This is a genomic window from Glycomyces lechevalierae, assembly GCF_027622945.1.
Lineage (GTDB): Bacteria > Actinomycetota > Actinomycetes > Mycobacteriales > Micromonosporaceae > Glycomyces > Glycomyces rutgersensis.
The window spans coordinates 538,013-545,651 of the sequence record NZ_JAPZVQ010000001.1 but is presented as its reverse complement, the minus strand read 5'-3'; the positions used below and the strand labels follow the sequence as shown (position 1 = coordinate 545,651).

The following is a 7,639-nucleotide window of genomic DNA, read 5'->3' as shown; positions in this document are numbered from 1 at the left end:
CCCCCCCCCCCCCCCCCCACCCCCCCCCCCCCCCCACCCCCCCCCCCCCGGCCCCCCCCCGCCCCCCGGCCCCCCCCCCGCGGCCCCGGAGCCGCATGGAGAACACCGCATGCAAGAACACAGTCCCGCCAGTCAGCTCCCCGCCTCCGCACCGAGATGGCAGCATTGGCGTGTGCCAGCCCGAATGCCGATGCCCGTCCGCTGCGCCGCGGCCGTCGAGACCGAGCGCGCCTCGGCTGCGGCCGAGACCGCCGACCCCGACGTCCCGTGGATCACGCTCGTGCACAACGACCCGGTCAACCTGATGAGCTACGTCGCGTACGTCTTCCAGTCGTACTTCGGCTTCTCCGAGGCGAAGGCGAACCAGCTCATGCTCGACGTCCACCACAAGGGCCGCGCCGTCGTCTCCAGCGGCACCCGCGAGGAGATGGAGCGCGACGTGCAGGCCATGCACGGCTACGGCCTCTGGGCGACCCTCCGGCAGGACCGCTGATGGGCCGCTACTTCGAGGCCGCGGACGGCGGCGCGGCCGCCTCCTTCGACGAGTTCGAGGCCGAACTCCTGCGCGCCTACGCCGAGCACATGATCGAGTTCATCGACGCCCGCGAAGGCACCGGCGGCACCGCCGAAGACCTCATCGCCTCGGCCTTCAGCGAAGGCCCCACCGAACTCCCCGGGGACCCCGCGCTGGCCCGGCTCTTCCCGGACGCCTACACCGATCTCGGCCCTGACAGTGTCGTCGACGGCATCGATGCGGCAGCGGCCTCGGCCGAGTTCCGCCGCTACACCGAGCACGACCTGCGCGCCCGCAAACGCGACGACGCGCAGGCCGTGATCCGCTCCCTCGAGGCGCTGGCCCCGGAGGGGGAGGAGCGCGCGACGCTGCACCTGAAACCTGAGGAGTGCCGGCAGTGGCTCGGCGCCTTGAACGACCTGCGCCTCGTCCTCGCGTCCCGCTTGGAGATCGTCGAGGACGAGGACTTCGAGGAGCTGCTGGAGCTCCCGGACGACGATCCGCGCAGTCCGCTGGTGCTCACCTACGGCTGGCTGACCGCCTTGCAGGACACCCTGGTCGAGGCGTTGATGCAGTCCCTCTGAGGACGCTCACTCCTCAGGGGCGAAGTCGCCGACCAGGTGCAGGATCTGGATCGCGGCGAGTCCCCATTGGGCGATGTCGTTCGTGCCCCCGTTGGGCCACCACGCGATCGGGTTGAGCGTGGTCGTGACGTCCTCGGTCTCGCGCGGCGTGTAGTCCGGCGCGTCCTTCGCGCCCCTGAATCGGTCCCAGGCGAGCCGGGCCTGCGATTCATCGCCGGTCCGCTGGTACACGAACGCGTTCGCCCGCGTGTAGGAGTAGAGGAACAGGTCGCCGAAGCGGCCGCCGTACTCGGCCTCCTGCTCTTCGCGGGTGGCCGTGTAGTACCGGGAGTACTTGAGCCAGTCCGCCTCGAACGCGGGCATGTCGATCTGCTGGATGAGTTCGGCGCAGATCTCGATGCGGCCGAAGGAGTTGCTGAGGTTGCTGCGCTCGGTCACGGGCGTCTCGGCGATCGCGTACCGGCCGGTGTCCATGTCGTACAGTCCCGATCCCTGCGCGAAGCCGTTGGGCTGCGCCGCAATGGTCTCCATCGTGCCGAGCACCTTCTGGCGGCAGAACTCCCAGTCGGGGCCGCGCCGCTCCCATTCGGTGAGCCACGCGGCGGCGAGGGCCGCCCAGCTCGTGCCGAAGCCGATGTCGATCGCGTTCCGGTCGGGGTTCCACGGGTCCTCGGGGGAGCGGATCTTGCGGCCGGTGTCGAGGACGAGCGCGGTCTCCTCGCTGCTGGCGAGCATGTGGAGCACGTCGCCGGTGCGCTCGTCGGCGGTGAGGTAGTAGAAGTACCTGCGGTAGTTGGCGTTCGAGACGCGCACCTGCTTGGAGGAGTCGCCCCAGTGCTGCACGCCGTGCCGCGTGCCCAGGCCCGCCCAGTCGCCGATGTGGTAGCAGTTGACCTCGCTCGTCTTGCGGGTCATGGCCTCCGCGAAGCGGAACACCTCGGGCCTGTTGGTGTGCAGGTACGCCGTCCAGATCCACTGGTCGGGGGAGATCTCGGAGTTGTCCCAGGCGTAGCCGCCCACGTCGTACCGCCAGATCTTGCGGTCGACGTCCTTGGAGTGCATGAAGTCGCCGAAGTCCCAGAACCCGTACCAGTGCCGCTGGTCCTGCTCGGTGCGGTAGTGCTCGAACAGGAAGTCGAGCGTGTCCTCGACGTCGGCCTTCACCGGGTGGGATCGGTCGACGGGTCCGAAGAGCCCGCCGAAGGCCCCGGCCGCGCTCATGTGCTCGGTGGGGGCGATGACCTGCGGCTGGGCGCGCACCACGTCGGCCATCGCGCCGAGGCGTTCGGCGGTGGGCGTCGCCTCGGTGACCCAGAACTGGAGCTCACTGGTGCGGGCGACGCCGTACGGCGTGCCGAACCCGGGTTCGTAGTCCTCGTACGTGATCTCGAGGGCGTCGAGCTGCTCGGGATAGGTGTCCTGGCCCATGCCGTCGTGGTAGAACCGCGTGTCCATCGGCTGCGCCTCGGGCGACCACATCCACACGGTCACCGTCGCCTCCTCGGTGTGGGCGTCGCGGATGTCCAGTCCCGTGGGGTGGCGCTGCCAGAAGTCCTTCATGCCGAACCCGAACCCGCCCGAGGGCCCGCCGACGTACGCGAAGCCGGAGGCGCGACGGCCCTGGTCGACCGGGACCCAGCCGTGGCCTTCCTTGGTGCGCTTCTTGATCGCGAAGCCCTCGGAGTTGAGCTGCGCGAGCGAGTAGTCGCCCCAGTTCGGGATCCACTGCAGCCGTGTCGTCACCCGCTGGTCCCAAGTGGAGGGATCGGGCAGCGCCCGGCCCGCGATCTGGGCGGCGCGCACGTTCGCGCCGGGGTCGCGGCGCAGGCCGGTGATGCCCTTGACGGCCTCAGTGAGCTGGCCGTGGCCTTCGCCCACGAACCGGACGTGCCGGTCGTACAGCTCGTCCGTGAGCGCGACCTTGAAGCGCACGCCCAGGCCTGCGATGAAGGCGTTCTCGCCGTCGGAGTCGTAGACGAACGTGTGGACCATCCGGAACGACTCGCCGCCAGCGTAGAAGTACAGGCGCACGGTGAACGGCAGCCAGGTCTCGCCGCGGCTCTTGCGGTGGGTGCCGGTCACCTTGACGACGGCGCGCACGGGGCCGTCCTGCTCGACCACGACCTCGTCGATGTCGCTGGTGTACCGGTCGCGGGTGACCGACCCGGTCTCGGGGTCGGGCGCCTCGTCCTGGGTGATGTTGACGAGGTGCCCCTGCTTGACGAGGGTGCGGTCCCCGCGCTTGACGTGCTTGATCAAGTCGGTGCCGGACTTGGCGATCCGCGCGGTGATCACCCCGGTGTTCACATCGATGTGGTTGCGGGACTCCGAGACCGACACCGCGAACGCGGGCTCGGCCGGCTCGCCCGCGGTGAGCGTGAACGTCTCAACGGTCGCGGCCGGGCCGATCGCGTGCGCGGTCCACTTCAGCGACCCGTCGGGCCAGTAGGCGAGGGGCCAGGTCTGGACGGGCACGGTCGCCCCGTCGGCGGCGGTGAGCTGGAACCGCTGGTCTTCGGGGAAGCGGCCCTGACCCCAAGGGACGCCCCAGGTCGAGCCGGGGGACTCGGCCGGCGGCCCTTCGAGCCAGCGCAGTTCGACGGAGTCCGGGCCCGCGCCGTCGTCGGTGCCGGTCTGGGCACGGGCGGGCGCGGCTTCGAAGAGCGCGGCCGCGGCCGCCACTCCGGCGCTCGTGGCGAGGACGCCGCGGCGGCTCACGCCGAGCGGTTCGGGTGCCGTGGCAGGGCTGGACAAGGTTCCTCCAAGGGGATGCGTGGACCGCAAGGGGTTTAATCGTTTTAACTCAGGGGGTTCAATATAGTCATGCGTCAATGTATAGTCAAGCACTCCAGGGAGCGCCCGATCCTGGTCCGGCCGAGGCAGGAGACCGGACCGCAGGCGCTGCCATTCCAACCGGCATACTTGGAGCAGTCATGGAAACGTTTACGCGCGTTCGGGTCGCGGGGGCGGTGGTCGGCCTCCTCGCCGCCACCGCCGGCTTCGCCCTGAGCGCCACGACCACCCACGCGGAAGAGCCCCCGCCCGTCGCCGCCCAGCAGACCGCCCGCCCCATGGAAGACCTCGGCCGCGGCGTCGTCGCGGTCCGGTCGAGCAGCACGAGCGTCCTCGTCGGCTGGCGCCTCCTCGGCCTCGACCCGAGCGGCATCGGCTTCAACGTCTACCGCTCCACCGCGGGCGGCGCCTGGACCAAGCTCAACGGCAGCGTCCTCACCGGCGGCACCAATTTCACCGACTCGACCGCGAACCTCGCGCAGTCCAACGCCTACCGCGTGACCGCCGTCCTCAACGGGGCCGAGCAGCAGCCCAGCACCGCGTTCACCTTGAGCGCCAACCACGCCGAAGAACCCGTCGTGCGCCTCCCGCTGCGCGCCGGCGGCCCCGTCAAGTTCACCTGGACCGGCGACCTCGACGGCGACGGCGAGTACGACTACGTCGTCGACCGCCAGACCTCGCCCCAGTCCATCGAGGCGTACAAGAGCGACGGCACCTTCCTCTGGGAGGTCGACCTCGGCCCCAACAGCACCAACCAGGACAACATCGAACCCGGCTCCGCCACCATCGACGTCGGGCACTGGGACGGCGTCACCGTCTACGACTTCAACAGCGACGGCTTCGCCGAAGTCGCCCTGAAGATCGCCGACGGCGTCACCTTCGGCGACGGCCAGACCTGGACGCACGCCGACGACGACCGCCAATGGGTCGCCATCCTCGACGGCCGCACCGGGGCCCTGCGCAACTACGCGGGCATCCCCCAGAACTACCTCGCCGACGGCCCCGTGGCCGTGCACTTCGGCGTCGGCCACCTCGACGGGACCCGCCCGTCCCTCGTCGCGTCCATGAAGAACCGCAAGGACAACGGCGACTTCAACATGATGATCGGCGCCTGGACCTGGAGCGGCCAGAACCTCACCCAGCAATGGGTCTGGCACCGCGGCGCCACCGACGCGCCCGACGGCCACAACATCCGCATCGCCGACGTCGACGGCGACGGCACCGACGAGATCGCCCACATCGGCTTCGTCCTCAACGGCGACGGCACCATGCGCTACAACCTCGCGAGCCAGGGGATCATCCACGGCGACCGCTTCCACATCGCCGACATGGACCCCGCCAATCCTGGCCTCGAAGGCTATGGCGTGCAGCAGAACAACCCCAGCGGCCTGCGCGAGTACTACTACGACGCCGCGACCGGCCAGATGATCTGGAAGCACACCCTCAGCGGCACCGCCGACGTCGGCCGCGGCATGGCCGGCGACGTCGACCCCCGCTTCCCGGGCATGGAGGTCTGGTCCTTCGACGGCCTCTACAACGCCGCCCAGAACAAGCTCACCGAACCCGACACCTCCCTGCGCCCCTGGCCGCAGCTCGGCCTCTGGTGGGACGGCGACGTCTCGATGGAACTGCTCAACGCCGGCAAGATCGAGGAGTGGGACCCGCTCAACCCGACCCCCACCGGCAGCCTGCCCCGCATCGAGAGCACCTGGAACTACGGCGCCGTCACCGCCGCCCAGAGCGGCCCCACCCTCGTCGGCGACCTCTTCGGCGACTGGCGCGAAGAGGCCGTCTACACCAACGCCGCCTACGACCAGCTCATCGTCTTCACCACCGACAAACCGTCCTCCACCAGGCTCTACACCCTGGCCCACAACCCCAACTACCGCAACGGCATGTGCGTCAAGGGCTACATGCAGTCCCACCACGTCGACTACTACCTCGGCGCGGGCATGACCACCCCGCCCGCGCCCCGCATCACCTACTGACCGCCCGGCGGGGCCGCCCGGCGGCCCCGCCGCACGAACCGATAGCGAGTGCTCTGTGACCTCCCCATTGCGGGCCTTCGGGCCGCTCGAACCGACGTTCAACGGCTGGCGGGATGCGGCGGCGGCCCTCGGCCGGCCCGCCGTCGACCTCGCCGCCCGCGGGCCGGACGAGATGCCGGTGACCATGTCGAACCACTCCCACCTCGAGAACTGGTTCGAACTGCTCACCCGCCCGCTCTGGGGCCTCGCGCCCGCCAAGTCCGCAGTGCCGCAAGACCTCTGGGACACCCTCGCCGCCACCCTCGCCCGCGCCCTCGACCCCGGGGACGCCTGGTACATCGGCGACGTCGGCCCCCGCGACCAGCGCTGCGTCGAATCCGCCGCCGTCGGCCAGGCCCTCGTCCTCGCCCCCGAGCACCTCTGGGATCCCTTGCCGCCCAAAGCCAAGGACCACATCGCCGCCTGGCTCGCCCAGGCCTACGCGACCGAGGTCATCGACAGCAATTGGCGGTTCTTCCCCGTCCTCGCCGGGCACGGCCTCGACGCCATCGGCGCCGCACGCGACCCGGCCATCGCCGCCGCGCACCTGAAACGCCTGGGGGAGTTCCACCTCGGCGACGGCGTCTACGAGGACGGCCCCGGCAACCGCGTCGACTACTACAACCCCTTCGCCTTCCACACCTACGGCCTCCTCCACTACCGCATCAGCGGCGACGACCGCTTCGTCGCACCCGCCGCGGCCTTCGCCCGCCGCTTCCGCTCCTGGTTCGCCACCGACGGCGCGGGCGTCCCCTACGGACGCAGCCTCGGCTACCGCTTCGCCCAAGGGTCCCTGTGGGGCGCGCTGGCCGCCGCCGACGTGGAGGCCGTGCCGTGGGCCGAGGCGGCGGGCTTCAGCCGCCGCCACCTCGAATGGTGGTGGGACAAGCCGATCCTCGAACCGGACGGGCGCCTCAGCGTCGGCTACGGCTACCCGAACCACTCGGTGGTCGAGCAGTACCTCACCGCCGGCTCGCCGTGGTGGGCGACGAAGATCTTCACCGGTCTCCTCGCCGGACCCGACCATCCCTTCTGGACTGCCAAGGCCGCGCCGCCCGGCCCGGTGATCGAGCCGCACCCGCCCGCGCGGGCGGTCCACATGCGGGACACCGGCGGCAACGTCACGCGCCTGAACGGGCAGTCCTGGCGGCCGATGATGCGCGGCGGCAGGGACACCTACGCCAGGTTCGCGTACTCGTCCCTCGCCGGGTTCTCCCACTCGGTCGACGGTCCGGGTCTGGAGGCGGCCGCTCCCGATGGGGCCCTGGTGTTCTCGGAGGACGGCCGCCACTGGCGCGGCCGCGAGGACTCCGATGACGGCGTCATCGCCGCCGACGGCACGGTCACCGTGACCTGGAGCCCCTGGGAGGACGTCACCGTCGTGACCACACTGGAGCCCGCCCTCGACGGACGGCACTCCCGCACGCATGTCATCGACACCGCCCGCAGGCTCCACACCGGCGAAGGCGGCTGGTGCGTCCCGCGCGACGGCCACGAGGCCGCGGTCGCCGACCACCGCATCGCCGTTGTCTCGCAGGGCATCCGCAGCGAACTGGCCGACGATGCCGGGAACCGCCGTCCCGGGCTGATCTCGCCGATGCCCGGCACCCACCTGTACTGGCCCGCGACCGTGCTCCCGGTGCTCACCGGGGTGATCGAACCCGGTCGGCACGTGCTGCGGGCCCGGTTCTTCGCCGGGATGGACTGAAAGCCCGCCGAAG

Annotated in this window: 5 protein-coding genes; 4 read left to right on the top strand and 1 reads right to left on the bottom strand. The window is 70.7% G+C overall.

Annotated elements, in window-relative coordinates; all coding sequences use genetic code 11:
• Window positions 1-184 precede the first annotated feature (184 nt).
• Both clpS and O2L01_RS02535 read left to right on the top strand, forming a co-directional pair.
• Complete coding sequence (gene clpS / locus O2L01_RS02540) at window positions 185-493, top strand: ATP-dependent Clp protease adapter ClpS (RefSeq protein WP_374727695.1); 309 nt, start codon at window positions 185-187, stop codon at window positions 491-493.
• A complete protein-coding gene (locus O2L01_RS02535; protein ID WP_270120161.1) occupies window positions 493-1,098 on the top strand; it encodes a DUF2017 domain-containing protein in 606 nt (201 codons plus the stop codon). Before clpS ends, O2L01_RS02535 begins: the two co-directional genes overlap by 1 nt.
• Window positions 1,099-1,104: 6 nt before the next feature.
• Here O2L01_RS02535 and O2L01_RS02530 read toward each other — a convergent pair whose 3' ends face one another.
• Window positions 1,105-3,852, bottom strand: a complete 2,748-nt coding sequence (locus tag O2L01_RS02530; protein WP_270120160.1) for an exo-rhamnogalacturonan lyase family protein — start codon at window positions 3,850-3,852, stop codon at window positions 1,105-1,107.
• Between the two features lie 179 nt (window positions 3,853-4,031).
• Here O2L01_RS02530 and O2L01_RS02525 point away from each other — a divergent pair, with 179 nt between their 5' ends.
• Window positions 4,032-5,879, top strand: coding sequence for a rhamnogalacturonan lyase family protein (locus tag O2L01_RS02525; RefSeq protein ID WP_270120158.1), 1,848 nt, complete (start codon window positions 4,032-4,034; stop codon window positions 5,877-5,879).
• Between the two features lie 55 nt (window positions 5,880-5,934).
• A complete protein-coding gene (locus O2L01_RS02520; protein WP_270120156.1) occupies window positions 5,935-7,626 on the top strand; it encodes a DUF2264 domain-containing protein in 1,692 nt (563 codons plus the stop codon).
• Window positions 7,627-7,639 lie beyond the last annotated feature (13 nt).

Excerpts from the sequence above, each read along its gene's own strand:
- O2L01_RS02525 (WP_270120158.1), top strand. The coding sequence starts at position 4,032 with ATGGAAACGTTTACGCGCGTTCGGGTCGCGGGGGCGGTGGTCGGCCTC.
- O2L01_RS02535 (WP_270120161.1), top strand. The coding sequence starts at position 493 with ATGGGCCGCTACTTCGAGGCCGCGGACGGCGGCGCGGCCGCCTCCTTC.
- clpS (WP_374727695.1), top strand. The coding sequence starts at position 185 with ATGCCGATGCCCGTCCGCTGCGCCGCGGCCGTCGAGACCGAGCGCGCC.